General features: G+C 68.6%; 26 protein-coding genes and 1 tRNA gene. 17 read left to right on the plus strand and 10 right to left on the minus strand.

Annotated features, from left to right (window positions below):
- The first annotated feature begins 50 nt into the window (after positions 1-50).
- From BH719_RS08630 to BH719_RS08680, 11 genes are all read left to right on the plus strand, one after another.
- A complete protein-coding gene (locus BH719_RS08630) occupies positions 51-1,055 on the plus strand; it encodes an ROK family protein (RefSeq protein WP_009744457.1) in 1,005 nt (334 codons plus the stop codon).
- Between the two features lie 34 nt (positions 1,056-1,089).
- Positions 1,090-1,776: an N-acetylmannosamine-6-phosphate 2-epimerase gene (locus BH719_RS08635; protein ID WP_009744458.1), complete on the plus strand. Its 687-nt coding sequence runs from the start codon at positions 1,090-1,092 to the stop codon at positions 1,774-1,776.
- 287 nt (positions 1,777-2,063) lie between these two features.
- Entirely contained in the window at positions 2,064-2,498 is a 435-nt protein-coding gene (locus BH719_RS08640; RefSeq protein WP_009744459.1) for a hypothetical protein, read from the plus strand.
- Positions 2,499-2,558: 60 nt separating this feature from the next.
- Positions 2,559-3,950, plus strand: a complete 1,392-nt coding sequence (locus BH719_RS09760; RefSeq protein WP_009744460.1) for a hypothetical protein — start codon at positions 2,559-2,561, stop codon at positions 3,948-3,950.
- Complete coding sequence (locus BH719_RS08650; protein ID WP_245683284.1) at positions 3,947-5,089, plus strand: S8 family peptidase; 1,143 nt, start codon at positions 3,947-3,949, stop codon at positions 5,087-5,089. Before BH719_RS09760 ends, BH719_RS08650 begins: the two co-directional genes overlap by 4 nt.
- A gap of 109 nt (positions 5,090-5,198) precedes the next feature.
- Positions 5,199-5,510 (plus strand): hypothetical protein, encoded by a 312-nt coding sequence (locus tag BH719_RS08655; RefSeq protein ID WP_009744462.1) that lies wholly within the window; start codon positions 5,199-5,201, stop codon positions 5,508-5,510.
- Positions 5,511-5,530: 20 nt separating this feature from the next.
- A complete protein-coding gene (locus BH719_RS08660) occupies positions 5,531-7,234 on the plus strand; it encodes an alpha/beta hydrolase (protein ID WP_245683285.1) in 1,704 nt (567 codons plus the stop codon).
- Positions 7,231-7,965: a DUF4853 domain-containing protein gene (locus BH719_RS08665; RefSeq protein ID WP_034255419.1), complete on the plus strand. Its 735-nt coding sequence runs from the start codon at positions 7,231-7,233 to the stop codon at positions 7,963-7,965. Before BH719_RS08660 ends, BH719_RS08665 begins: the two co-directional genes overlap by 4 nt.
- A gap of 176 nt (positions 7,966-8,141) precedes the next feature.
- Positions 8,142-8,870, plus strand: a complete 729-nt coding sequence (locus BH719_RS08670) for a DUF4853 domain-containing protein (RefSeq protein ID WP_009744465.1) — start codon at positions 8,142-8,144, stop codon at positions 8,868-8,870.
- Positions 8,867-9,616, plus strand: a complete 750-nt coding sequence (locus BH719_RS09210) for a DUF4853 domain-containing protein (RefSeq protein ID WP_009744466.1) — start codon at positions 8,867-8,869, stop codon at positions 9,614-9,616. Before BH719_RS08670 ends, BH719_RS09210 begins: the two co-directional genes overlap by 4 nt.
- Complete coding sequence (locus tag BH719_RS08680) at positions 9,613-10,644, plus strand: glycoside hydrolase 5 family protein (protein ID WP_245683289.1); 1,032 nt, start codon at positions 9,613-9,615, stop codon at positions 10,642-10,644. The genes BH719_RS09210 and BH719_RS08680 overlap by 4 nt, the downstream gene beginning before the upstream one ends.
- A 194-nt stretch (positions 10,645-10,838) precedes the next feature.
- On the opposite strand, the gene BH719_RS08685 is transcribed toward BH719_RS08680, so the two are convergent.
- The 7 genes from BH719_RS08685 to BH719_RS08715 all read right to left on the minus strand — a co-directional run bounded on the left by BH719_RS08685 (position 10,839) and on the right by BH719_RS08715 (position 15,637).
- Positions 10,839-11,492: a hypothetical protein gene (locus BH719_RS08685; RefSeq protein WP_245683290.1), complete on the minus strand. Its 654-nt coding sequence runs from the start codon at positions 11,490-11,492 to the stop codon at positions 10,839-10,841.
- A gap of 137 nt (positions 11,493-11,629) precedes the next feature.
- On the minus strand, positions 11,630-12,220 hold the full coding sequence (locus BH719_RS08690; protein ID WP_009744469.1) for a hypothetical protein: 591 nt from the start codon (positions 12,218-12,220) through the stop codon (positions 11,630-11,632).
- Between the two features lie 43 nt (positions 12,221-12,263).
- Positions 12,264-12,947: a hypothetical protein gene (locus BH719_RS08695; protein ID WP_009744470.1), complete on the minus strand. Its 684-nt coding sequence runs from the start codon at positions 12,945-12,947 to the stop codon at positions 12,264-12,266.
- A gap of 154 nt (positions 12,948-13,101) precedes the next feature.
- Positions 13,102-13,893 carry a hypothetical protein gene (locus tag BH719_RS08700; protein ID WP_009744471.1) on the minus strand — a complete coding sequence of 264 codons (792 nt, stop codon included), beginning with the start codon at positions 13,891-13,893 and terminating at the stop codon, positions 13,102-13,104.
- Positions 13,893-15,107 (minus strand): hypothetical protein, encoded by a 1,215-nt coding sequence (locus BH719_RS08705; protein WP_009744472.1) that lies wholly within the window; start codon positions 15,105-15,107, stop codon positions 13,893-13,895. The genes BH719_RS08700 and BH719_RS08705 overlap by 1 nt, the downstream gene beginning before the upstream one ends.
- Positions 15,100-15,399 (minus strand): hypothetical protein, encoded by a 300-nt coding sequence (locus BH719_RS08710; RefSeq protein ID WP_009744473.1) that lies wholly within the window; start codon positions 15,397-15,399, stop codon positions 15,100-15,102. The genes BH719_RS08705 and BH719_RS08710 overlap by 8 nt, the downstream gene beginning before the upstream one ends.
- Positions 15,389-15,637, minus strand: a complete 249-nt coding sequence (locus BH719_RS08715; RefSeq protein ID WP_009744474.1) for an SAV_915 family protein — start codon at positions 15,635-15,637, stop codon at positions 15,389-15,391. The genes BH719_RS08710 and BH719_RS08715 overlap by 11 nt, the downstream gene beginning before the upstream one ends.
- A 174-nt stretch (positions 15,638-15,811) precedes the next feature.
- Between BH719_RS08715 and BH719_RS08720 the strand changes: the two genes are divergently transcribed.
- Positions 15,812-16,909, plus strand: a complete 1,098-nt coding sequence (locus BH719_RS08720; protein WP_009744475.1) for a UDP-N-acetylmuramate dehydrogenase — start codon at positions 15,812-15,814, stop codon at positions 16,907-16,909.
- 545 nt (positions 16,910-17,454) lie between these two features.
- On the opposite strand, the gene BH719_RS08725 is transcribed toward BH719_RS08720, so the two are convergent.
- Genes BH719_RS08725 through BH719_RS08735 form a run of 3 tightly spaced genes read right to left on the minus strand, consistent with a single transcriptional unit; the run spans position 17,455 to position 20,571 of the window.
- The gene (locus BH719_RS08725; protein ID WP_009744476.1) at positions 17,455-18,540 is read right to left on the minus strand and encodes an adenosine deaminase; all 1,086 of its coding nucleotides are present in this window, start codon (positions 18,538-18,540) and stop codon (positions 17,455-17,457) included.
- 4 nt (positions 18,541-18,544) lie between these two features.
- Complete coding sequence (locus BH719_RS08730) at positions 18,545-19,369, minus strand: alpha/beta hydrolase (RefSeq protein ID WP_009744477.1); 825 nt, start codon at positions 19,367-19,369, stop codon at positions 18,545-18,547.
- Positions 19,366-20,571 (minus strand): pyridoxal phosphate-dependent aminotransferase, encoded by a 1,206-nt coding sequence (locus BH719_RS08735; RefSeq protein WP_009744478.1) that lies wholly within the window; start codon positions 20,569-20,571, stop codon positions 19,366-19,368. The genes BH719_RS08730 and BH719_RS08735 overlap by 4 nt, the downstream gene beginning before the upstream one ends.
- A gap of 181 nt (positions 20,572-20,752) precedes the next feature.
- Between BH719_RS08735 and BH719_RS08740 the strand changes: the two genes are divergently transcribed.
- The 5 genes from BH719_RS08740 to rplA all read left to right on the plus strand — a co-directional run bounded on the left by BH719_RS08740 (position 20,753) and on the right by rplA (position 23,602).
- Positions 20,753-20,828, plus strand: a tRNA-Trp gene (locus BH719_RS08740).
- Positions 20,829-20,854: 26 nt separating this feature from the next.
- A complete protein-coding gene (gene secE / locus BH719_RS08745; RefSeq protein WP_009744479.1) occupies positions 20,855-21,193 on the plus strand; it encodes a preprotein translocase subunit SecE in 339 nt (112 codons plus the stop codon).
- Positions 21,194-21,270: 77 nt separating this feature from the next.
- Positions 21,271-22,200 (plus strand): transcription termination/antitermination protein NusG, encoded by a 930-nt coding sequence (gene nusG / locus BH719_RS08750; protein ID WP_009744480.1) that lies wholly within the window; start codon positions 21,271-21,273, stop codon positions 22,198-22,200.
- A 190-nt stretch (positions 22,201-22,390) separates the two neighbouring features.
- Entirely contained in the window at positions 22,391-22,825 is a 435-nt protein-coding gene (gene rplK / locus BH719_RS08755) for a 50S ribosomal protein L11 (protein WP_009744481.1), read from the plus strand.
- A gap of 69 nt (positions 22,826-22,894) precedes the next feature.
- A complete protein-coding gene (gene rplA / locus BH719_RS08760) occupies positions 22,895-23,602 on the plus strand; it encodes a 50S ribosomal protein L1 (RefSeq protein WP_009744482.1) in 708 nt (235 codons plus the stop codon).
- The last annotated feature ends 385 nt before the right edge of the window (positions 23,603-23,987 follow it).

Genomic DNA, 23,987 nt, shown 5'->3' on the forward strand with positions numbered 1-23,987 from the left:
GGTGCGGGGGGCGGCGCCCCCCGCACCGGGAGCACGAGGAGGAGGCCGTGATGGAGGCCAATGGAGTCGCCCCGTCCGCACGGGGGCCGTGGGAACTTGAGGACGAGGGCGCGCGGGGGCCCGCCGGGCGCCAGCTGCTCGCCCTCGACATAGGGGGGACGAAGGTGGCGTGGGGCCTGGTCCGGGTCCGCGCGCGCCGCCTCAGCGCCTCCCAGCGGGGCTCGGTCCCCACTTCGGCCTGGGAGGGCGGCCCCGAGGTGGCGCGCCGCGTCACGGAACTGGCCCGGCGCCTCGTCGCGGACAACCCGGGCGTCGACGGGGTCGGCGTGGCCAGCGCCGGAGTGGTCGATCCCGCCTCGGGCGCCATCGTCTCGGCCACTGGCACGATGCCGGGCTGGGCGGGCACGCCCCTGGGGGCCGCGCTCGCGGAGGCGACGGGCCGTCCGGTGGCCGTCCTCAACGACGTGCACGCCCACGGCCTGGGCGAGGCGGTCCTGGGGGCCGGGCGCGGCTTCGGGACCGTCCTGTCCTTCGCGGTGGGGACCGGGCTGGGGGGCGCGCTGGTCCACCACGGGTCGGTGTTCCAGGGCGACCACCACATCGCGGGCCACTTCGGGCACGTCCACCACCATTTCGCGCCGGACATGGAGTGCTCCTGCGGGCGCTCGGGCCACATCGAGGCGTTCTGCTCGGGTTCGGGCATCGTCCGGTGGTACAACTCCCTGCGCGGCGGCGCCGACCCGCAGGCCCGCGACGGGCGGGGCCTGCAGGAGCTGGCCGATGGCGGCAACGCCCTGGCGGCCACGTGCTTCGAGCGCTCTGGCTACGCCCTGGGCGAGGCCGTCGCCTCGTTGTCGAACTGCGTCGATCCCGGTGCCGTCGTCCTGTCGGGATCGATGACCAAGTCGGGTCCGCGCTGGTGGGATGCGCTCCGGCTGGGTTACGCGGCGGGGGCGATGACGCCCTTGGCCGGCGTCCCCCTGCTGCCCGGCGCCCTGGGGGGAGACGCCCCCCTGCTGGGGGCCGCCCTCGAGTTCTTGTCACGTGAGCAATAGTGGCCGCAAGGCCAATCGTGGAAGGGAGAAAACCATGACACATCCGTTGATCGCTTCGCTGCGCGGCCGTTTGATCGTTTCCGTGCAGGCGTACCCCGGCGAGCCCATGCGCCACCCCGAGACGATGGCGCAGATCGCGCGCGCCGCTGAGATCGGAGGCGCCGCCGCGATCCGCTGCCAGGGGCTGTCGGACATCTCGGCCATCAAGGGCCGCGTGCAGGTGCCCGTCATCGGCCTGTGGAAGGAGGGGCACGACGGCGTCTACATCACCCCGAGCCTGCGCCACGCGCGGGCGTGCGTGATGGCGGGCGCGGACGTCGTCGCCATCGACGCCACCGACCGCCCCCGCGCCGACGGGCGCGACTACGCCCAGACCGTCACCGAGTTGAAGCGGGAAGGGGCCCTGGTCATGGCGGACTGCGGGTCCTTGGAGGACGCCAGGCGCGCCGTCGAGGCGGGTTCCGACATCGTCTCGACGACGCTGGCGGGCTACACGGGGGACCGCGGGAAGACCGAGGGTCCGGACTTGGAGCTGCTGGCCGGCATCGTCCAGGAGTTCCCCGGTGTGCCGGTGATCTGCGAGGGCCGCGTCCACACGCCCGGGGACGCCGCGGCGGCCATCGGTGCGGGCGCTTTCGCCGTCATCGTCGGCACGGGCATCACGCACCCCACGTCCATCACCGGCTGGTTCAAGGCGGCGGTCGAGGGGGCCCGGGCCTGACCCCGTGGCGGCGGACGGGGCCGGCCGCGTCCGCCGGAGGGGAGCCGCCGCGCCACCGCCACTGCCCGCATTCGTGTGGGCGGCGGCGGTGGCGCGTATCCGGCCCAGTGGGGGCCTGGGCTGTGGAGCGCTCGTGCGTGCGACGGTATAATTCCGAGACTTTGTGTTGTATTCATCCGGTATGTGGGATGGGGTTCAGTCGCCGGAGCGCAGTGAGTAGATTGGGGGTGCTTGCCCGTCAGCGCGGCGGGCGCTGGAGTGGTTTCAACGTGGAAAGAGGCGCTGGCATGGACGGTGTTGGTGGTGTTGATCCGGATTTGGAGGAGCAAGCGCGCGTGGCCGCGTCTTGGGGGACGGGGGATCTGGCGGACGCGTGCAGTAGCGGTCTCGAAGAGATCGGTGTGAGGCAGACGGCGGTGCGCTGGGGGTTCGAAAGGGCGGCGTTGCGGGTTAATTCGGCGTTCGCGCGGCTGTTGGGTGCGGTCAACAGTGATCTGGACGAGTGCGGTCGGGAGTTGGAGCGAATGATCAGCGCCTCGCAGCAGGTGGTTTCCAGTTACCTGGAGGACGAGGAGGCGATCGCCGCTGCTTTCAGGTCCATGGCGGACGCGCAGGGGCAGTCCGGCGCGCAGGCGGCGGGCAGTGCCTCCCCGCAGGACGCTAGTGCGTCGGCCGGGTCCGGCGGGGGCGGTTATGGGGCTGTTGGCTCCGGCGGGGACTGAGCGCGCTGGCGCGGCGTTCGGTTGGTTCAACGAGTCAGTGATCAGGAAAGGGGAAGCGCGATGAGTGGTTCGACCAAGCATGTGAGTGGGTTCTTCGATCGTTTGCGTTTGGTCGCGGATCTGGATTATTCCGATGCGGAGCAGGATCAGGCGTACGAGGCGGCGTTGGCGCGCATTGACGCCTGCGTGGAGCGCGTGAAGGCGTATGGGAAGGGGAATGGCTTCCATTCGCAGTTGGTGCGCGACGCCATTGATGAGCGGGTGGGGGATCTGTGCGCTCGGTTGGGTGCGGCGCGGGCGCGTTTGGTGGATGGGTACGAGGCGCAGCGGCGGGCCAGGGAGTCGATGACGCGGACGAAGGAGGCGTTCGAGACGAACGTGGCCCAGACGCTGTTGACTCCCGCTGAGATGGCGTGGCAGGTCTTGTACGGGGCGCAGGTGGCGCAGGTTCCTGTCCTGGGGACATTGGCGCATGCGACGATGGACACGTACTTCGCGGCGTTGGAGCGGGAGCGCAATGTCCTGCGCGAGGCGACGTGCCAGGTGATGCTCACCGTGTTCAACCAGGAGCTGGACGGGCACGCCAAAGCGATCCAGAAAGTAGCTGAGCGCGACTCTAACATTGCTCCTCCTAGCACGACTGCCCCAGTGCGGTCTGCGTCTTCCGGGCCGCAGGGAACGGATCCGTCCGGATCCGGCTACGGGCTCGGCGGTGTCGGTGGTGCTGTTGGGGGTGGGCCTGCGGAGGGCGGTCTTGGTGCTCCGGCTGTTGGCGGTGCGTGGTCCTCTGCCGCTGGCGGGGTGCTTCCTGGTGAGGAGTGGGCGTCGGAGGGGTTCGCGCGTCCGGGCCTGCCCCAGGACGCTCCGGCGCGTGTGGCGGTGGGTGATTTGGAGGGCGTGGGGTTGCAGGGGCGACCGATGAATGTGGAGGTGACGCCCAACGGCCTGGTGGGCGGGTACGTGCCCCCGTTTGCGGACCGCGCCTCGGATCCGCGTTGGGATCCGGCCTACCGGATCCCCTCTGAGGTGGTGGATGCGTCCAGGCGGGCGGCCCGTGGTGCTTTCGCTTCGGGGCCTTTGGGGGCGGGTTCGGCCATGGCGAGCGCGCGCGGGCTGATCTCGGGTACCGGTGTGGGCGGGGTCCTGTCCGCCTCGGTTGGGGCGGCGGCCGGGGCCGCTCGGGCTGGGGCAGCGGGCAGCGGCGGGCAGCCGGGTTTCGTTCCCGGGGTGCCTTTCGCGCCGATGGCGGCGGGGGAGGACAGTCGCGGACGCGGGGCGCGGGACCGTGGGCGCGCTGATGAGGACGAGGAGGAAGACGAGGAGCAGGTGGTCGACGGCCTGGACTGGGAGGTGGAGGAGTGCCACGAGCCTGTGTGGGATCCTGCCCATGGGCCGGGTTCTGCTGATGATGGTGTGGAGTTCGAGATCGATTGGGAGGAGTGGGAGCGGTGAGTGCGTGGAGGTTCCCCCCTGGCGGGAGTGGTGTGCTCCGCGTGGGGGCGGTGTTCGCCGTCGTGGCGGCGGTGGTGTGCGGGGGGCGGGTGCCCGCGTGGGGCGTCGAGGAGATCATGACGCAGGCGTATGTGGGCGTGCTGGGTGTTGACAACGCGGTGGCGCGGGGGCTTACGGGCAAAGGCGTGCGGATCGGGGTGATCGACAGACCTGCGGACACGTCGTTGCCGGAGTTGGCGGGCGCGGATGTCACGGTGAAGCAGATGTGCGACTTCACCACCTCCGACGTGCACCGTTCCCATGGGAGCGCGGTGGTGTCGATCCTGGCGGCCCGGGGCTACGGGCTGGCGCGCGACGCCCAGATCATCAACTACGCGATCCCTGGTGAGGGCGATGATTCGTCCAACTGCGGGAGCGGGTCTTCCGTTGGAGGTGCGATCAATGCGGCTGTGGCCGATGGGGTGAGGATAATTTCTATTTCTTTGGCGGGATACCTCAATGATGCTTTGCGTGAGGCTGTGGCGGGGGCGGTCGCCCGGGGTGTTGTTGTGGTAGTGGGCACTGGGAACTACGGCTCCAAGGATCCTGTTGTTTCTTATGCGTCGATGAATGGGACTGTGGGCGTGGGGGCGTCGGATCTGGGTGGGCGCATATCGGCGTACTCGAATTACGGGCGCGGGTTGACCGTGCTGGCGCCGGTGGAGGACTTCCAGTACCACGATCTGGGATCGGGGCAGGTGGTGACGGGTCCGGGCACGTCGTTCGCGGCTCCTATTGTCGCGGGGATGATCGCGGTGGCGATGCAGGTGTGGCCGGGTGCGAGTGGGGCACAGGTGGCGCAGTCGGTGGTGGGCACTGCGACGGTGGGGCCAACGGGGCAGGCACTGGTGAATTTCCCGGGGCTGATCGACACTGATCCGTCGGGGTTCGCCGATGAGAGTCCTGTGATGGACAAGTTCCCCGGTGAGGAGCCCAGTTGGGAGACGGTGGCGGATTACCGCGATGGGCTGCTGGGGACGGAGACCGTGTTCGACAACGACCCGTCCTACGTGTACCGGGGCGTGCAGGAGAACGTGGCGCGGGGCCACGCCGACCGTTCCGCGCTGGGCACTTCGCCGCGCTACCACCGCCGCGAATGAAACGAGTGGGCGCGGGGCGTCCGGCGTGTGCCGGGCCCCGGTCTTCGCGCGGTGTGGTGAGCGGCCACCTGGTGCGATTAACATCCAACAACGAGGAAGGGAGAACGCAATGACGGACGTCTATGTGGAAGCGGGCGACCTGGAAAGGTTGCACAGTGGGGTCGACGCGGTGGCCGACGGGTTGGCGCAGGTGCGCGTGGGGGACACGGCGGGGTACCTGCCCGCCGGGATGGTCGGCAGCGGTAGCGCGTCCGTGGTGATGGGGGCGTGTGACACGATCGACGGGCTGGTCGAGGGCGTTGTCGAGGCCCTGCGGGATTATTCGTCCAACGTCGGCGAGACCATCGCGCAATTCGTAGCCACGGAGGACGCCAACACTGTGGCGTTCCAGAACATTGCCAACTCTTCGGGGGTGAACTGATGGTCGCTTGGAGTGATGTCGTGCTCTGGCGCGCGGCGCACATCGAGACGGTCCAGGACGACGCCTCGGCTGCGAGGAAGGCGGCCAGGGAGCAAGTGCAGGAGTTGGAGGCCCATTACAGCCGGATCGCGTCCCAGGGGTTGGCGATCGACGCTATGCGGCAGGCCCTGTCGCGTGTGCAGGACGAGCTGGATCATGCGGTCAACGCGATCAGCGCGTACATGCTGGCGTGCGCGGAGGCCATTGACGGCGTCCGCGTGGTCGAGGCGAAGGTGAAGAGCGCGTTGGAGATCTCCGAGGAGATCGGCTGCACCATCTACGACGACGGCAGCGTCAGCATTCCTTACGTCGATTTGAGTGATGCGGTGAGATACGGAAAGGCAGCTGTTCTGCAGGGTAAGTACTCCGACTTGCAAATGTGCATTGCTGATGCTCTGTCGGTCGCCCGCAAGGTGGACGAGGAGTTGCGCAGGAAACTGCAGGAGTTGGCCGAGGACAGGTTCGAGCAGAACGGTCCGAAGGAGGGGCGCCACTCGGCGTCCCCGGGACTGCCCGACGACGCGGATGAGTCGTGGTCCCCGTCGGAGGTGAGCGCGTGGTGGGGCGCCCTGACCGATGCGGAGCGCCAGGCGTGCATCGAACGCGATCCTTTGAAGTACGGCAACCTGGACGGGATCGACATGGCGTCGCGGGACAAGGCGAACCGGATGGCCCTGTACGGCTACGACACGGGCGGGAACGCCAGTATCCGGTTGGGGAGCACGGGCCTGTTGCAGCAGGCGCAGGACAAGTTCGACCAGGCGCAGGCCGCGTACGACGATTGCGTGGGCGCGCACGGCCTGTTCAGTGACGAGGCCATGGCCCTCAAGGCGGAGCGGGACCGCGCCGGGAGGGATCTGGCCGACCTGCAGAAGATTGACGAGCGGCTGCGCAAAGGTGCCGGGGAGGATGGGACTCCCTTGTCCTTGCTCGCCTTGGACACGTCGGGGGAGCAGGTGAAGGCGGCTGTGGCTGTGGGGGATGTGGACCACGCCCAGCACGTCGCGAACTTCACCCCGGGCATGGGCACCAATGTGCGCGAGTCGCTGGACAACTACGTGGATGTCGCCGACCGCATGCGCGCGAATGCTGCGGATCAAGCAAAAATTGATAAGTCCGATGTCGCTGTAGTGGCGTGGTTGAACTACGACGCCCCGACGGACATCACGAAGACCTGGGACACGGATGTGGCCGGTACGGAGAAGGCACGCGCGGGGGCGGACCGTTTGGCGGGGTTCCTCACGGGTGTGCGCTCGTGGCGCGATGAGCAGGGAGGTTCGTTGCATTTGACCAGTGTGTCCCACTCCTACGGGTCCACCACCGCCGGTTTCGCGATGCGGCAGATGGGCGAGGGGGTTGTGGACGACCACATCTACCTGGGGTCCCCGGGCAGCGCTGCGTATACGGTGGGGGCGCTGGGGGTCGATCCCTCCCACGTGTGGGTCTCCGCCGTGCCCGAGGGCGACATGGTGCAGGGGATGGGTCCGGATGTGACCTTCGGACGGAATCCTGAGCAGCTGGAGGGCATCCAGCACCTGTCGGGGGACGCCACGGGGGCACAGGGGTACGATCCTCAGCCTTCGTGGCCTGTCGCGAACCACTCCTCCTACTTCGCCCCGCCCAAGCCGGGGGAGCGCAACAAGGCGTTCGATGACGTCTGCCGTGTCGTGGTAGGTGTGAAATGAGTGGCTGTGTGTTCGCCAGGGCTGCTGGTGTTCTTGTGTGTGTGGTTCTGTTGGTGTCGGGGTGCGGGTTGGTTCCGCGGTCGCAGACTCCGCAGGAGGCGTTGGGTGTGCCGCGGGCGGAGACGCCTTTTGCGCAGCGTGAGTCGATTGAGGAGTATTTGCGCACGGTGGAGCCCGCGATGGCGCGGTTCGTGCGCGCCCTCGCTGAGAAGGAGGGTGTGATCGGGGTCAATGGGCGGCGTTACTTCAACGCGTGCACTGATCGGGGGCCCGGTAAGGAGGAGGGGTGGGCGTTCGGGACCGAGCGGTTATTCATCTCGTCTTTGACGGACAGGGACGTCGAGGCCGCTGCGTCGCAGTATTTGTCGGTGTTGCCGTTGTACAAGGGGACGAGGGGGGATGTGCAGAAGGACGGGTCTTTTATCCTGCGTAGCGGGGATGCCGCCAATGGCGGTGAGTTGTCGGTCTACTATTTCCCGGATGATCGTTCCTCCATGCGCTATGAGTCGGGGTGCCGTCCGTCGGATGGGTCGATGGGGGACCTCAATGAGTACGTCCCGCCCACGGTCGAGGATGCCTTCCCCGATTTGGTGGTCTACCCGGCGTTCGACGAGGACACGAAGAAGCCGAACTCGCCCCCGCCGCCCCGAAGCGCCCCGGGCCAGTCCGGCCAGTCGGGTCAGCCTGCCCAGTCGGGCGGCTCCGATGACGGGTCGGGGGAGGACCAGTGAGCGCGCGGGGGAAATGGGGCGCGGTGGGCCGGTGGCGGGCACTGCGCCGACTCCGGCCGCCGTGCTTCTGCCCGCGCCACACTGGTTCCAGCCGTTGGGTTTCCGCATGCTCCCCACCGGCTCCAGCTGCTGTGTTTCCGCCCGCGCCGGGGTGCTCCAGTGAGGGGAGGTCTGGGATGACCAGTCGTGTGTTCGCCAAGGCCGGTGGTGTTCTTGTGTGTGGGGTTTTGTTGGTGTCGGGGTGTGGGTTGGTTCCTCGGTCGCAGACTCCGCAGGAGGCGTTGGGGTTGCCGCAGGCTGAGACGCCGTTCGCCCAGCGTGAGTCGATCGAGGAGTACTTGCGCACGGTGGAGCCCGTGATGGCGGCTTTCGTCCGGGCTCTGGCGGAGAAGGGCGGCGGGGTCATCGGCGTTGATCGGCGGCGTTACTTCAACGCGTGCACTGATCGGGGGCCCGGTAAGGAGGAGGGCTGGGCGTTCGGAACCGAGTTGCTTCACATCTCGTCGTTGACGGATGAGGACATCGAGGCCGCTGCGTCGCAGTACTTGTCGGTGTTGCCGTTGTACAAGGGGACGAGAGGGGATGTGCAGAAGGATGGGTCCTTTGTGCTGCGTAGCGGGGATGCCGCCAATGGTGGCGAGTTGCAAGTCAACTACTTCCCAGATGATCGGTCCTCCATGCACTACGAGTCGAGGTGCCGTCCGTCGGATGGGTCGATGGGGGATCTGAACGAGTACGTGCTGCCCACTGTGGAGGAGGCGTTCCCCGATATGGTGGTCTACCCGGCCTACGACGAGGACAGTGGGGCTCCGAACACGCCCCCGCCGCCCCGAAACGCCTCGGGCCATTCCGGGCAGTCGGGTCAGCCAGCCCAGTCCGGCGATGGGTCGGGGGAGGACCAGTGAGCGCGCGGGGGAGGTGCGAAGCGAGTGGCCGCCTGCTCGCCAGGGCCGCTGGTGCGCTCGCGTGTGCGGTTCTGTTGGTGTCGGGGTGCGGGGTGATTCCCCGGTCGCAGACTCCGCAGGAGGCGTTGGGCGTGCCGCAGGCTGAGACGCCGTTCGCCCAGCGTGAGTCGATCGAGGAGTACTTGCGCACGGTGGAGCCCGCGATGGCGCGGTTCGTGCACGCTCTCGCCGAGAAGGAGGGCGTGATCGGTGTGAGTGCTCAGCGTTACTTCAACGCGTGCACTGACCTGGGTCCTGGTAAGGAGGAGGGGTGGGCGTTCGGAAGCGGGATACTCTATTTCTCGTCGTTGACGGACAAGGACATCGAGGACGCCGCGTCGCAGTACTTGTCGGTGTTGCCGTCGTACAAGGGCGGGCGCGGGAAGACCCAGAAGGACGGGTCGCGGGAGTACCGCAGCGACGATGGCGCCAATGGAGGTGAGTTGCAGGTGGACTATTTCCCGGATGATCGCTCCTCTATGCACTATAAGTCGAGGTGCCGTCCCTCGGATGGGTCGATGGGGGACCTCAATGAGTACGTGCTGCCCACAGTAGAGGAGGCGTTCCCCGATATGGTGGTGTACCCGGCCTTCGACAAGGACACCAAGCAGCCGAACTCGCCCCCGCCTGCGCGGGGCGCCTCCGACCAGTCGGGCCAGCCTGCCCAGTCGGGCGGTTCCGGTGACGGGTCGGGGGAGGACCAGTGAGAGTGCGCCGGACATGGGGCGTGGTCCTCGCCGCCCTGCTGCTGGTCGGGTGCGCGCCCGTCTCGCCGCACGAAGGAGCACCGACCGCGCCACCGACGACGGGGGCGGCCTCCGCCTCGGGCGCTGCGGGGACGGATGACGGGCAGTCGGCCCGGCAGGGGGACGCCACCGCGGACGTGATGCGCGGGGTCACCCTCGACAGCGTCGATGACCTCGGCGCAGCGGAGCGGGCTATCGACGCGCTCCCCTTCACCGCCACGGTCCGCCTGGTCACCGACCCGGAGCGCGGCCCCGACGACTACCAGGAGGCGATCACCGCGCTGTCCTCCCGGGCGCGCCTGGTCGTGCAACTGGTCGACTCCACCGCCATGGCCGGCCTGGGAGTCGAAGAGGCCCGGTCGAGGGCGCGCGCCTTCGTGCAGCGCTACGCCGGACAGGTCGAGGTGTGGGAGGTCGGCAACGAGGTCAACGGCGCTTGGGCGGGCACCGGACCCCAGGAGATCAACGCGAAGGTGCTGGCGATGGCAGAGCAGGTGAGGGCAGCCGGCGAGCCCACGGCGATCACCGTGAACCTGTGGAGCCGCCCCGACTGCTACGAGGAGGAATGGGAGGACGAGGCCGCCTACCTCGCCACGGTTCCCGCGCCCCTGGCTGGAGCCATCGACTACGCGTTCCTCAGCGCCTATGAGACCGCTTGCGACCCCGTTCAGCGCCCCAGCGCCGCCGAGGTCGGGGACGCGTTGGAGGCCCTGGGCGCCGCGTTCCCGAAGGCCCGGCTCGGCATCGGCGAAATCGGAGCCCAACGCGGCGAGGACAGTGATAGCGGGCACATCATCTCCGAGCCCACGCGGGACGAGAAGATCGCGGTCGCGAGGCGGTGGATCGGCATGAACGGCCAACTCGCGCAGCGCTTCGGCGACCGGTACGTGGGCGGCTGGTTCTGGTGGTACTTCCGCCAGGATGTCGCCGAGGCGCCCGCGGGCGAGTCGATAGGCGGGGAGCTGGCGGACCTGCTGGGCGCCCTGTGATTCCGTGACTCCGAGGCGCCCGGTGTTCCTATGTGGGCGGACCGCTGCTCCTGCCGGGTGCCGGTCGGTCATGGTGAGCGGCCCTCCGGCCCTGTCGGGCGCCGGTCGTCTCCAGCGGGCGGCCCGCCGTCCCCTCTTCGCGCCGACGTCCCCGTTCTGCAGTCGACGGCGCGGCGGAGCGCCGCTGCACCCGGTCATGGTCGGGGTGTGGTGTCGAGGAGTGTTTGGACGAGGTCGGCGCCTTCGGGTAGTGCGAGGAGTGGGCGATCAGCGGGGTGGGTGTTGAAGTGGTCGAGGAGGGCGTCGAGCTGGGTGAGGGAAGTGACGGGGCAGTCGAAGATGACTGTGTAAGGGGGTTTGTCGGTTGTGGGGTCGGGGAGGAGCCTCGTGCCGAGGATGTCTGATGTTCCCACTCGGGTGTTGTCGGTCCAGGGGATGCGGACCTCGTCTTGCGAAGGAGAGGCTGTGAGGGTGAGTGCCTCAGGCGAGAGGAGGAGTGACTGTTTCGCGTGCAACGCCGCTCGCAGGCCCAGGTGGCGGTCCTGGGTGATGAAGTATCCTGCTGTTGCGGGACCGGTTGCCCACAGGAACGCGTGGACGGGGTAGCCGGTGATGAACCCGTAGACCATGGTCCCGGCGACGATCGCATAGCAGATGTAGGCCACAGTGATCAGAGTGATATGGATAATACCTGTTCCTGGTATTTCCACATGGTTTGTGAATACTGCTCGGGGCTTGCGGCGTGCCACGTAGGAGAAAGCTCCCGCGAGGAGAGCCAAGGGGAGGAGCATCGCGGTGACGAAGACATACCCGGTGCGCAAGTACTCGTAGTGCAATAACTTGTGCATGCCGACAAGCACTCCTACCCCCAACATGCAGGCGGCGGTGATCTTGGCTAGCAGCGGGCGAATCCGTCGCACCCTCTCATCGACCTCGGCGGGGCTCTTCGCCTCGGGCAGGCGCGTTGGGCGTTTCCTGTAGCGCATTACCAGTTGGCCAGGCCGAGGTGGTAGGGCAGGTGCCAGAAGAACGCGTCGATGCGCTCGCGCCATTCCAAGGGGACGGCGTTCGCGTAAGTAGCCCCTACGCCAGCGGCTACAGTAGCTCCGACCGCTGCCCCGATGGCAACCCCGGCCACAACACCTCCTCCGACGGCGGCTGCTCCTGCCCATGCGAATGGTGCCTCGCTGACGGCAGTGGTCACCGCTGCTCCTGCCGCTGCGCCGACCGCTGCGCCGACGGCTATTCCGGCGCCTTGGGCGAGGGCGGTTTGGCCGGGGGTGTCGGATGTGGCGATGTCGTAGGCCAGGGTCGCGTAGCCGATGCCCGCCACCGCTGTCCCCACGCCCTGGGCGCGGGTGCGCCCGGCGCGGAAGTCCGCCCTGGCTTCGAGGGCGTTCTTGACGGCCTCGTCCATGACGGGGCGCACCACATGGGAGGCCCCTTTGCCCTGCCTGCCGACTTCTGCGGCGGCCATCCCGGCGAAGAGCGGGCCGGAGCGGAGCGTCCCCTTGTCCGCCTCAATAGGAGTGAGTGAGGGGATCCGGAACCCGGGGCGTTTCCTGTAGCGCGTCATGGTTGACCGTCCAGCGTCCGCGTGGTTCTTTCTGCGCGCCCGGTCATGGTCGGGGTGTGGTGTCGAGGAGTGTTTGGACGAGGTCGGCGCCTTCGGGTTGTGCGAGGAGTTGGCGATCAGCGGGGTGGGTGTTGAAGTGGTCGAGGAGGCGGTCGAGTTGGGTGAAGGAGGTGGCGGGGCAGTCGAACTTGACGGTGTAGGTCAGTTTGTGGACTGAAGGGTCGGGGTGTATCTCTGTGCCTGTCGGGTCCGTCGTTCCTACGCGGGCGTTGTCGGTCCAGGGGATTCGGACCTCGCCCTGCAGGGGCGAGGCGGTGATGGTCAGGGCGTGGGGCGACAGGGTGAAGGACTGTTTGGGCATCAGAAGAGCGTGCAGGCTCGTGTGACGGTCATTGGCCAGAAGATATCCTGCTGACGCGGGACCGACCGCCCAGAGGAATGCGTGGACGGGGTAGCCGGTGATGAACCCGTAGACCATGGTCCCGGCGGCGATCGCGTAGTACGCGCAGACCATGAAGAACGTGACGAACCTTGCAGCGTTCGTTCCGGGGATCTCCACCTGGGTCGTGAACACCGCCCGGGGCCTGCGGCGGGCCACGTAGGTGAAAACGAGTGCTAAGGGGATGAGGGGGATGATCATCGCGGCGACGAAGACGTAGCCAGTGCGCAAGTATTCGTAGTGCAGCACCCTGTGCATGCCGACCAGCAGCGCCACGCCAAGTGTCATCGCGAGGACGAACCCGGCGAGAACTAGACCCGCGCGGCGCGTTCGTCGATCCGCCTCGGCGGGGCTCTTCGCCTCGGGCGGGCGCACTGGGTGTTTCCTGTAGCGCGTCATGGTTGACCGTCCAGCGCCCGCGCTGATCTTTCTGCGCGCCTTGTCATGGTTGGGGTGTGGTGTCGAGGAGTGTTTGGACGAGGTCGGCGCCTTCGGGTTGTGCGAGGAGCTGACGATCAGCAGGGTGGGTGTTGAAGTGGTCGAGGAGAGCGTCGAGTTGGGTGAGGGAAGTGATGGGGCAGTCGAACTTGACGGTGTAGGTCAGTTTGGGGATTGAAGGGTCGGGATGTATATCTGTGCCTGTCAGGTCCGTCATTCCTACGCGGGCGTTGTCGGTCCAGGGGATGCGGACCTCGCCTTGCAGGGGCGAGGCGGTGATGGTCAAGGCATCGGGTGAGAGGGCGAGCGACTGTCTGGGCATCCGGACAGTACGCGGTCCCAGGCATCCCGCCTCCGCCGTGACGTACCCCACTGTTGCGGGGCCGGTTGCCACTAGGAACGCGTGGACGGGGTAGCCGGTGATGAACCCGTAGACCATGGTCCCGGCGGCGATCGCGTAGTACGCGCAGACCATGAAGAACGTGACGAACCTTACAGCGTTCGTTCCGGGGATCTCCACCTGGGTCGTGAACACCGCCCGGGGCCTGCGGCGCGGCACGTAGGTGAGAACGACTGCCATAGGGATCAGAGGGGTGAAGAACGCGGCGATGAAGACGTACCCGGTGCGCAAGTACTCGTAGTGCAGCAACCTGTGCATACCGGCCAGCAGCGCCACGCCGAGCACCCCGCCGAGGACAACCCCGCCAGCGATAGGGCCCAGAAGGCGCGTCTTTCTATCCGATTCCGCCGGATCTTTCGCCTCGGGCAGGGGCGCCTGACGCTTCCTGTAGCGCATTACCAGTTGGCGAGTCCGAGGTGGTAGGGCAGGTGCCAGAAGGTCTCGTCGATGCGTTCGCGCCACTCCAGGGGGACGGTCTTCTCGTAAATCGCCCCCACACTGGCAGTAACGGCCCAAGCGGCGATGAGGGCAACACCAACCCCTGTGGCCGTCCCTAGTCCCACTACGGCGGCTGCTGGGGCCCCGCTACCGGCTGCGACCCCTGTCACCGCCGATCCGACTGCGCTGCCGACCGCTGTGCCGGCGGCCATTCCGGCACCTTGGGCCAGAGCGGTTTGGCCGGGAGTGTCGGATGTGGCGATGTCGTAGGCCAGGGTCGCGTAGCCGATGCCCGCCACTGCTGTCCCCACGCCCTGGGCACGGGTGCGCCCGGCGCGGAAGTCGGCTCGCGCCTCGAGGGCGTTTTTGACGGCCTCGTCCATGACGGGGCGCACCACATGGGAGGCCCCTTTGCCCTGCCTGCCGACTTCGGCGGCAGCCTTGTCCATCTGCAGCTCCAACATCTGGGCTTTCCTGGCGAACCCCTGGTCCACGGCGTCGAGCGCCAACTGCCACGGGCGGTCGACCACGCCCTGGACCTCCTGGTCGAGGTACTTCGCGAACAATAGTGTGAAACTCTCGACCTGCAGGGGCCGCAGGTACTTCTTGACCCATTCTTCCAAGTCCGACCAGACCCGTTCTACTCGGCGGTGGAGCTCCTCGTAACCCAGGACCTCCTCCTTCTTGCCCTTCCATATGAGGAAATCCTGGTCGTACGTCCACCACTCCGCGTGCGTGGCGTTCCGCGCGGGTTCTTGGGGCTCGGGCGGCAGCGGGGGCGGGCACATGATGTCGTAGTCGTCACGGATCTCCAGTCCGAGCATTTCGGCGTCGTGACGGATCGTCTCCATGTCCCTGTAGTGGTAGTCGAGCTGCTGGGCGTAGGCGCGCAGCACCTCATAAGCGCGATAATGACGGTCCGCCAACTTGCCGGCGGACAGGCGCAGTTTGCCCAGCATCTCCTCGTACGCGTTGGCCGCATCCCCCATCCAGTACTCCGGATTCCGCAGGAGGTTGCCGGTCATCTCGGCAACGGCGTCGGAGACCTTGCTGTACGCCTCGTAGAACCACGCCGCGACATCGCGGACGCTGTCGGGATTGCACGGAATGCGCGTGTCGATCGAAGTGGTCTGCACTTCCAGGGAAGTCCCGATCCCACCGGTGTCAGCCATGCTGCAGCTCCTGTTTCAGAGTCTCGAACGCCCCGGCCACGTTCTCCTCCGTTTCCAACTGCGCCACTATCAGGGCGCGGAGGTTGTCCTCGATCCTCCTGGCGCGCGAGGCGAACAGACCCAGATCCTCGTTCTGGGAGCGGATCAGATCGAGGATGGTGGCCTGTGCGATCCCGCCGTCGAGCTCGGTGGGCGCGGCCCTGCCGCACGTTTCCGCGTCCTCGGCGATGTACCCGTACTTCGTCGCCATGTTGCCCAGCAGGTCGAAGGTGATGCGCAGATCAGTGCTCATCGCGCCCGCCCATCCGCGCCTCCGGTTCGACGTAGTGGTCGACGCTCAGGTGGTCGAAACGCAGGTCCTCCTTGATGCGGGGCAACTGGTCCGCCATAATGAGCGCCCACCCCTGGTCTTCGCCCAGGCAGTCGAGCAGGCGGTCCAAGGACGTGTGCGCCAGCAGTACGCGCGTGCCGTCCTCCACATTCGCCACAACGACCTGTGCCTGCCCCGTGGAGTCCTGCCCCACCGGCACTTACAGGGCTGGAGAGGCCACATCCGGATGGGTATTACGCGACATGCCGTTCATAGGCTCAACCTACCACTGACCGATTGAGAAAAGGAAGCCCTTCCGAAGAACGGAACACGGTGTCCGCCCCCACCCCGGCTGTCCCCGCCCCGCCCGCGGCTGCGACTAGGCTTGTCCTCCATGAGCACACGCCTTTCCTCCCTGACCACGCTCCGCGTCGGCGGCCCCGTCGGCTCCTACACCGTGGCCGATTCCCGCGAAGACCTCATCAACCGGGTGCGCGCCGCCGACGCCGGAGGCGGGCCCCTGCTGGTCATCGGCGGCGGGTCGAACCTGCTCGCCGCCGACGCCCCCTTCAACGGGGTGGTCGTACGGGACGGGCGCCACGAGACGCGCGTCCTCGGGGAGGGCGGCTGCGCCGGGACTGCGGCGGAGGGCGGCGCCCCCGGCGGTGTCCTCGTGCGTGCCAGTGCCGGGACCCCCTGGGACGCCTTCGTGTCGTGGACCCTCGACCAGGGGCTGTCTGGGCTGGAGGCGCTGTCCGGGATCCCCGGCACAGTGGGGGCCTCCCCCGTGCAGAACGTCGGGGCCTACGGGCACGAGGTCGCCGAGACCCTCGACCACGTGCTCGTGTGGGACCGGCAGGAGGAGCGCGAGGCGCGCCTGAGCGCCCAGGACCTGGGATTCGGCTACCGCACCTCGGTCATCAAGCGCTCCCTGTCCGCCGACTGGGGGCCGACCGGGCGGTGGGTGGTCCTCGACGCCGTCTTCCGCCTCGAGCGCTCAGCCCTGTCCGCACCGGTCCTGTACGGCGAGCTCGCCCGCCGGATCGGCGCCCGCGCGGGGGAGAGGGCGCAGGCGCGCCTCGTGCGCGAAGCGGTGCTCGCCCTGAGGGCGGGTAAGGGCATGGTCCTCGACGACGCCGACCACGACACGTGGAGCGCCGGCTCCTTCTTCACGAACCCCATCCTCAGCGCCGACGAGGCGGACGCCCTGCCCGCGGGCGCCCCGCGCTTCCCCGCGGGTGACGGCCGGGTCAAGACCAGTGCCGCGTGGCTCATCGACCACGCGGGCTTCACGAAGGGCTTCGCGCTGCCCGAGGCGGGGGATCCGCCCCGCGCCTCCCTGTCCACGAAGCACGTCCTGGCCCTCACGAACAGGGGAGGGGCGGCGGCCTCGGACATCGAGGCCCTGGCGCGCGCGGTGCGCGCCGGGGTGCGCCGCGCCTACGGCGTCGACCTGGTGCCCGAGCCCGTTGCGGTCGGCATCGCCTGGTAGCCGCAGCCGCTTTCTTGGAAGCCGCAGCCGCCAGGGGGCCTCGGGCGTGGGCTGCGGTGACTGCCGATGAGGGCTCCGGGTGCGGCCGCCGGCGCGCGTTATCGGCATGAGCGCGCGTTGTCCGCACCGACGCGCGTTGTTGACACCAGCGCGCGTTATATCCCCCTCGCGGTGTCGACAACCCCCTCACGATGTCAACGACCCCCTCACGGTGCCGACAACGCGCGTCCACACCAGGGGGGCACCCGCGCCAGGGCCGGGCCCAGGAGGACTGCTCCGGATCGCGCACCGCCCCCTCGGAGTACGCACACAAGGACCCCGATTTAAGAAACACGCACCGCACACAAGGGCGGGATCAAGCCCTTGTGTGCGGCCCAGTGTTGCGTAATTCCCTCCCTTGTGTGCGACACCAGCGGACACGGACACCGAAAAAACGAAGCAAAGGGACGGACCGTGAAGAAAGGGGCGGTTGACCACCTGGGGAGCCGCGCCCGCACTGCCTGGGGTCCCGCGTCCGCACCCCTTCGCAGGAACCCCTGGGCCCCTCAAGCGGCTGCGGGCGGCGCCGCCAGCCACTCCTCGATCCGGGCGAACCAGCGGAGCTTGGAGGAGGACGGGGCCAGGGAGGCCTCGATGGACTGGCGCGCCAAACCCGCCAACTCGCGGTCGGACAACCCGAAGGCGTCGCGCGCCTGGGCGTACTGCTCCACCAGGCGCGAACGGAACAGCAGGGGGTCGTCGGCGCTGAGGGCCACGGTCGCGCCCGCGGAGATCAACGACGGCAGCGGCACCTGCGAGAAGTCCGTGTACACCCCCAAGTGGACGTTCGAGGTGGGGCACACCTCGAAGGCCACGCCCTCGGCGATCAGGCGGTCGAGCAGGCCCGGGTCCTCCGCTGTGCGCACCCCGTGCCCGATCCTGCGGGGGCAGAGGGCGGCCACGACCTCGCGGATCGACTCCGGCCCCGCCAGCTCGCCGCCGTGGGGGACCCCCACCAGGCCCGCGCGCCTCGCGATCCTGAAGGCGGGCGCGAAGTCCGCGGTGGCCCCCACCCTCTCGTCGTTCGACAAGCCGAAGCCCACGACCTGGCCCGGCCCGTCCCCCGCGTACTGGGAGGCCAGGCGCGCCAGCACCCGCGCGTCCAAGGGGTGGCGGATCCGGGAGGCCGCGACGATCAGCCCCACGTCCACGCCGGTGTCGGCCGAGGCGGCGCGCGCCTCGTCCATCACGATCTCCAGGGCGGGGGTGATCCCGCCGACCCACGGCGCGTAACTGGTCGGATCCACTTGGAGCTCGACGCGCACAGAGCCCTCGGCGGCCTCGTCCTCCATGGTCTCGCGCACCAAGCGCCGCATCGTCGCCTCTGAGCGCACCAGGTGGCGCGCCGAGTCGTAGGCGCGCTGGAAGCGGAACCAGCCGCGCCCGTCGGCGGGCATGTTCATCGGGTCGATGTACAGCAGGTGCGGGGGCAGGCGCACCTGCTGCTCGCGCGCGATGTCCACCAGCGTCGAGGGGCGCATCGCCCCCGTGAAGTGCAGGTGCAGGTGCGCTTTGGGCAGTGCGGCCAGGTCGCGGCGCCCCGGGGGAGTGGGCACGGGCGCTGTGAGGTCGGGGACGGCGCGGACGTCCATTCCCTCAGTGCTCACCCAGCCACGCGATGATGTCGCGGATCAGGCCGGGGCCCTCGGGCTCGTTGAGGAGCTCGTGGTAGGCGCCGTCGATGACGCGCAGGCGGATGTCGAGGCCGGGGTTGGCGGCCTCCGCCTCGGCGACGAAGTCCCGCGACGCCGCCAGGTCGGCCATCCGGTCCGCGGAGCCGTGCATCACGAGGATCGGCGTGCGGGCCAGGTGCGCGTGGCGCAGCACCTCGTCCCCCTGGATGACCATCGTCACCCCGGTGAGCAGTTGCACGCCGCCGTGGTAGCACAGCGGATCCGCGTCGAAGGCCTGCTGCACCCGCGGGTCGCGCGACAGGGGCGACTCCCCGCCCGCGGGTTCGGGCGGGCGGACCACCAGTGAGGGCAGCAGGCGCGCCAGCGGCGCCGCCTTGCGGGCCAACGAGGCGGAGGCGGGCGGCAGGGGGCGCATGGCGGGGGCGGACAGGACGGTGCCGCGCAGGCGTTCGGGGTCGATGAGCGTCGAGGCCGCGGTGACCACGCCGCCCATGGAGTGCCCGAAGAGGAACAGATCCGGCGTGCGCGCCCCGGCCAGCGCGAGTCGCCGCATCGCCAGGTGGTCGCGGATCAGCGCGCCCGCGTCCACGCGCCCCCGCGGCCCCCCGGAGGTGCCGTGGCCCGTGTGGTCGTAGAAGGCGATGTCGTAGCCCGCGCCGACCAGCGCTTCCTGCAGGGGCAGGTAGCGGCCCGAGTGCTCCCCGTACCCGTGGGCGATCAGGACCGTCCCCCGGGGGCTGCCGGTGTCGGCGAGGCGGCGGACGAGCCTGCGCGCGTCGGCGCTCATGACAGCAGCTCCTGGACGCGCCCGATGCCCTCGACCAGGTCGTCGTCGGCCAGGGCGTAGGAGAAGCGCAGGAACCCGGACCGGCCGAACGCCTCGCCGGGAACGGCGGCGACCTCCACCTCGTCCAGGATCAAGTCGGCCAGCTCCGAGGACGTGGTGGCGGTGCGGCCGCGGATCGGGCGGCCCAGCAGCGCCTCGACGCCGACGTAGGCGTAGAACGCGCCCTTGGGCGTGGGCACGTCCAGGCCGTCGATCTGGCGCAGCATGTCGATGATGGTGCGGCGGCGCCGGTCGAAGGCGGCGCGCATCTCGTGCACCGCGCCGAGGGGGCCCGAGACGGCCGCCTGGGCGGCGCACTGGGCGATGTTGTTGACGTTGCTGGTCAAGTGCGACTGGAACGAGGTGGCGGCTGCGACGACGTCGGCGGGCCCCATCATCCAGCCGACGCGCCACCCGGTCATCGCGTAGGTCTTCGCCACGCCGTTGAGGATGACGGCCTGGTCGGCCAGTTCGGGCACGAGGGCCACGATGTGGGCCGTCTGGGCGTCCTCGTACAGCAGGTGCTCGTAGATCTCGTCGGAGATCACCCAGATGCCGTGCTCGAGCGCCCACTGGCCGATCGCGGTCAGTTCGGCGGGGGTGTAGACGCTGCCCGTCGGGTTCGACGGCGAGCACATCAGGAGCACCTTGGTGCGCTCGGTGCGCGCCGCCTCGAGCTGGTCGACGGTGACCTTGTAGTCCTGGTCGGCGCCGGCGAACACCTCGATGGGCGTGGCCCCCGCCAGCTTGACGACCTCGGGGTAGGTCGTCCAGTAGGGGGTGGGCAGGATCGCCTCGTCGCCGGGCCCCAGCAGGGCGGCGAAGGCCTGGAACACCGCCTGCTTGCCGCCGTTGGTGACGACGACGTCGGCGGGGGAGACCTCGTAGCCGGAGTCGCGCAGGGTCTTGGCGGCGATGGCCTCGCGCAGTGCGGGCAGGCCCGCGGCGGGGGTGTAGCGGTGCATCGCGGGGTCGCGGGCGGCGCGGACCGCGGCCTCGACGATGTAGTCGGGCGTGGGGAAGTCGGGCTCGCCGGCCCCGAAGCCGATGACGGGCCGGCCGGCGGCTTTGAGCGCCTTGGCCTTCGCGTCGACGGCCAGGGTCGCCGAGGGCGTGATGGCGGTGAAACGGGCAGAGACACGTGATGCGGGCGTAGGAGTCATTTCCCCATCGTGCCACGAGGCGGCGCGCGGGAGTGGGCAGTGCGCAGAATGGACAGGTGAGCTACATCTCAACATGGGGTGCTTTGTCGGTATTCCAGTGGAAAGGGCGGCGCGTTGGCCGGGTCCGCTGGACAGTGCGAGCCCCGATCCCCTACACTCGCTCAGGCAGGTTCGCCTGCTTAGGGCAGTGGCGCAATTGGTAGCGCACCGGTCTCCAAAACCGGCGGTTGTGGGTTCGAGTCCCGCCTGCCCTGCCATACGGCTTCACCACAGGGAGGATTCAATGGCCAAGCACAGCGCCCCGAGCGCCGAGTCCTCGCGCAAGGACCGTGGGAAGGCGCGCGAGGGGAAGGGGGCGGCCCGCAAGGACCGCACCAAGGCCGGGGCGACCCGCAAGCGCGACGAGGCCGTGGCCGTGAAGGAGAAGAAGCGCGGCCTCTTCGCCCGCATGTGGCTCTTCCTCACCCAGGTCGTGGCCGAGATGCGCAAGGTCACCTACCCCACACGTTCCGAGACGTGGACCTACTTCGTCGTGGTCGTCGTCTTTGTGACTGCAATCATGGCTTTCACTGGTCTCCTCGACTTCGGATTCGGTAAACTGAGTGCACTGATCTTCGGCTGAGACCGACGAACCCGCCCGCAGCTCCTGCAGGCGGGTTTCTTCTACGGTCCGGCCCGTGCCAACCGCCAGGAGGAACCATGAGCGACGAGAACGCCCCCGGGCCCGATGCCTTCGACGGCCCCATCGCCGACGAGGGATTCGCCCCCGCCCCCATCGACATCGAAGCGGCCCAGGCGCGCGCCCTCGATGAGAGCGCTGAGGCCGAGGCCGACGGCGCCGCGCAGGAAGTGGTGGACCGCGCCATCGATGAGGCCGCGCAGGACGTGGCCGACGGGGAAGCCGCCCCCGCCCCGGAGGATGGTGCTGACGGGGAGGCCGCCCCCGCCCCGGAGGATGGTGCTGACGGGGGGGCCGCCCCCGCCTCGGGCGCCGAGGGCGCGGAACCGGACCCCGCCCCGGAGGACGACCCCGTCGAGAAACTGCGCCAGCGCCTGTACATGTCCCCCGGGGACTGGTACGTCATCCACACCTACTCCGGCCACGAGCGCAAGGTGAAGGCGAACCTGGAGCAGCGCATCACCACCCAGAACATGGAGGACTCGATCTTCAGCGTCGAGGTGCCCGACGAGTACGTCATGGAGTACCGGGGCACCGCGAAGAAGCGCGTGCGCCGCGTGCGCATCCCCGGGTACGCGATCGTCTGCATGGACTTCAACGAGGAGTCCTACCGCGTCGTGAAGGAAACGCCCGCGGTCACCGGATTCGTCGGCGACCAGCACAATCCCGTCCCGCTGTCCATCGACGAGGTCGTCATGCTGCTGACGCCCAACGTCCTCGAGGAGGCCGCGGAGAAGAAGAAGGACAAGCCCGCCCCCGTGCAGGAGATCCGCACGGCCTTCGAGGTCGGGGAGACCGTCACCGTCATCGACGGCCCCTTCGAGACCATGTCGGCCACGATCTCCGAGATCATGCCCGAGGCCCAGAAGCTCAAGGTCCTCGTCACGATCTTCGAGCGCGAGACACCGCTCGAGCTCGGCTTCGACCAGGTCGAGAAACTCGAGCAGTGATGTCGCGCACCCGGACTTGGGATCGTGTCCGGGTGCGCGTTACAATTCCCGTTTGTGTGCATTGGGCGCACTGTGCCCTCCTCGGAGAGGGCCGAGTGCCCCGCCGCCCCCTCGGCGGCGAGCCCGTTGGGGCGATGCGCCCCTGACCGGCGGCCGCCGGTGAGGAAAACCCGTAGAAAGACCCGTTTCAATGGCACCGAAGAAGAAGAAGGTTACCGGCCTGATCAAGCTTCAGATCGCAGCCGGCGCCGCCACCCCCGCTCCGCCCGTCGGCCCCGCTCTGGGCCAGCACGGCGTGAACATCGTCGAGTTCACCAAGGCTTACAACGCCGCGACCGAGTCGCAGCGCGGGAACATCGTCCCCGTCGAGATCACGGTTTACGAGGACCGCTCCTTCACGTTCGTCCTCAAGACCCCTCCCGCGGCGGAGATGATCAAGAAGGCCGCTGGCGTCCAGAAGGGCTCCGGCACGCCCAACACCGCCAAGGTCGGCTCGATCACCATGGACCAGGCCCGCGAGATCGGGCAGGCCAAGATGGCCGACCTCAACGCCAACGACGTCGAGGCCGCCGCCAGGATCATCGCCGGGACCGCCCGCTCCATGGGCATCACCGTCGAGGACTGACCCCGATTCCATTCCCCGTGGTAGGGCAGGCGCTGCCCGAAGCCCACGACTGCAAGGAGAAGAAGCAGAATGACGAAGCGCTCCAAGAGCTACCGCGCCGCGGCTGAGAAGGTCCACGCGGATGTGCTGTACACCCCCTTCGAGGCCATGAAGCTGGCCAAGGAGACCACCGTCACCAAGTTCGACTCGACCGTTGAGGTCGTGCTCCGACTCGGCGTCGACCCCCGCCAGGCGGACCAGATGGTCCGCGGCACCGTTTCCCTGCCGCACGGCACCGGCAAGACCGCCCGGGTCTTGGTCTTCGCCGTTGGTCCGCGCGCGCAGGCAGCCATCGACGCCGGGGCCGACGAGGTCGGCGGCGACGAGCTCATCGAGAAGGTCTCCAAGGGCTACACCGACTTCGATGTCGCCGTGGCCACCCCCGACCTCATGGGCAAGGTGGGCCGCCTCGGCCGTATCCTGGGCCCCCGCGGCCTCATGCCCAACCCGAAGACCGGCACCGTGACCATGGACGTGGCCAAGGCCGTCAAGGAGATCAAGGGCGGGCGGATCGAGTTCCGCGTCGACAAGCACGCCAACCTGGCCTTCGTCGTCGGCAAGGCGTCCTTCACCGCCGAGCAGCTCACCGAGAACTACGGCTCCGTCCTCGACGAGGTCCTGCGCCTCAAGCCGTCCAGCTCGAAGGGGCGTTACCTGCTCAAGGGCTCCGTATCCACGACCATGGGCCCCGGCATCCCCCTCGATGTCACCAAGGTCAAGGACCTTCTGGAGGGCTGAGCCCCCTTTCCGTCGGAAGCGCCGTGGGGCGCGGGCATTCGCGCCCGCGCCCCGCTCGCGTACTCCTGGCGTGTTCGGGCTCTTGCGCCCGCGCCCCGCTCGCGTCCTTCTGATCCTCCTGGCGCACCGGCCGGGGGAGGACGTTGACGCGGCTTCCCAGTCATGCCGGGCCCTCCTGCTTCGCACGGGCCGTGTCCGGTTTCCGGTGCTGCTTCAGGTCGGGTCGCTGTGCATTGGGGCAGGTAACGGTGCGTTGGGGCAGGCTGTTTGCCTGCCCCGATGTGGGCTAGCCTGCCCCATTGCCTGGTTGCGTGCCCCGGTGCTGCTTCAGGTCGGGTCGCTGTGCATTGGGGCAGGTAACGGTGCGTTGGGGCAGGCTGTTTGC

Origin of the sequence: Pauljensenia hongkongensis (assembly GCF_001746855.1) — a bacterium.
Lineage (GTDB): Bacteria > Actinomycetota > Actinomycetes > Actinomycetales > Actinomycetaceae > Pauljensenia > Pauljensenia hongkongensis.